The 559-nt window shown below is 67.3% G+C and carries 1 protein-coding gene; it reads right to left on the bottom strand.

Going from position 1 to position 559, the window contains the following annotated elements:
- The coding region (locus EN742_RS37095) for an ATP-binding cassette domain-containing protein (protein ID WP_148670623.1) at positions 1-559 on the bottom strand (559 nt) is incomplete at both ends.

The following is a 559-nucleotide window of genomic DNA, read 5'->3' as shown; positions in this document are numbered from 1 at the left end:
GCCTCGTACCGGCTTCGGCTTTTCGGCGTTCATCTCGCGCGACAACTCGCGCCCGGCGATCAACTCGTTCAGCCTGGCCTCGGAATAGTCGCCGATGGGACCGGAGGCGACGACTGCGCCGTCGCGCAGGATCGTCACGCGATCGGCGATGGCTCGTATTTCCTTCATCCGGTGCGAGATGTAGACGATGGCCTTGCCTGCCGCCTTGAGGCGCCGGATGACGGCGAACAGGCTGTCCTGCTCGGCAGGCGTCAGGCTGGACGTCGGCTCGTCAAAGGCGATGATGCGGCCGCCACGGGCGAGCGTGCGGCTGATCTCGACCAATTGCCTGTCGGCCATACCCAGCGCGGATACGGGCGTGTCGGTATCGAGATGGGGAGCGAGATCGTCGAGGATCGCACGTGCCTCGCGGCGATATCCGGCGCGCGGAACGACCCTCAATCCGCGTGTGCGGCCGAGGAAGATGTTCTGCGCGACGTCGAGCTGCGGCACCAGGCTGAGTTCCTGGCTGACGAGGCCGATGCCCATGGCCAGCGCGTCGCGCGGGCCGGCGATGCGC

It is taken from the genome of Mesorhizobium sp. M4A.F.Ca.ET.020.02.1.1 (assembly GCF_004022645.1).
In the GTDB taxonomy this organism is placed as follows: domain Bacteria; phylum Pseudomonadota; class Alphaproteobacteria; order Rhizobiales; family Rhizobiaceae; genus Mesorhizobium.
This window is presented reverse-complemented; position numbering and strand designations above follow the sequence as displayed.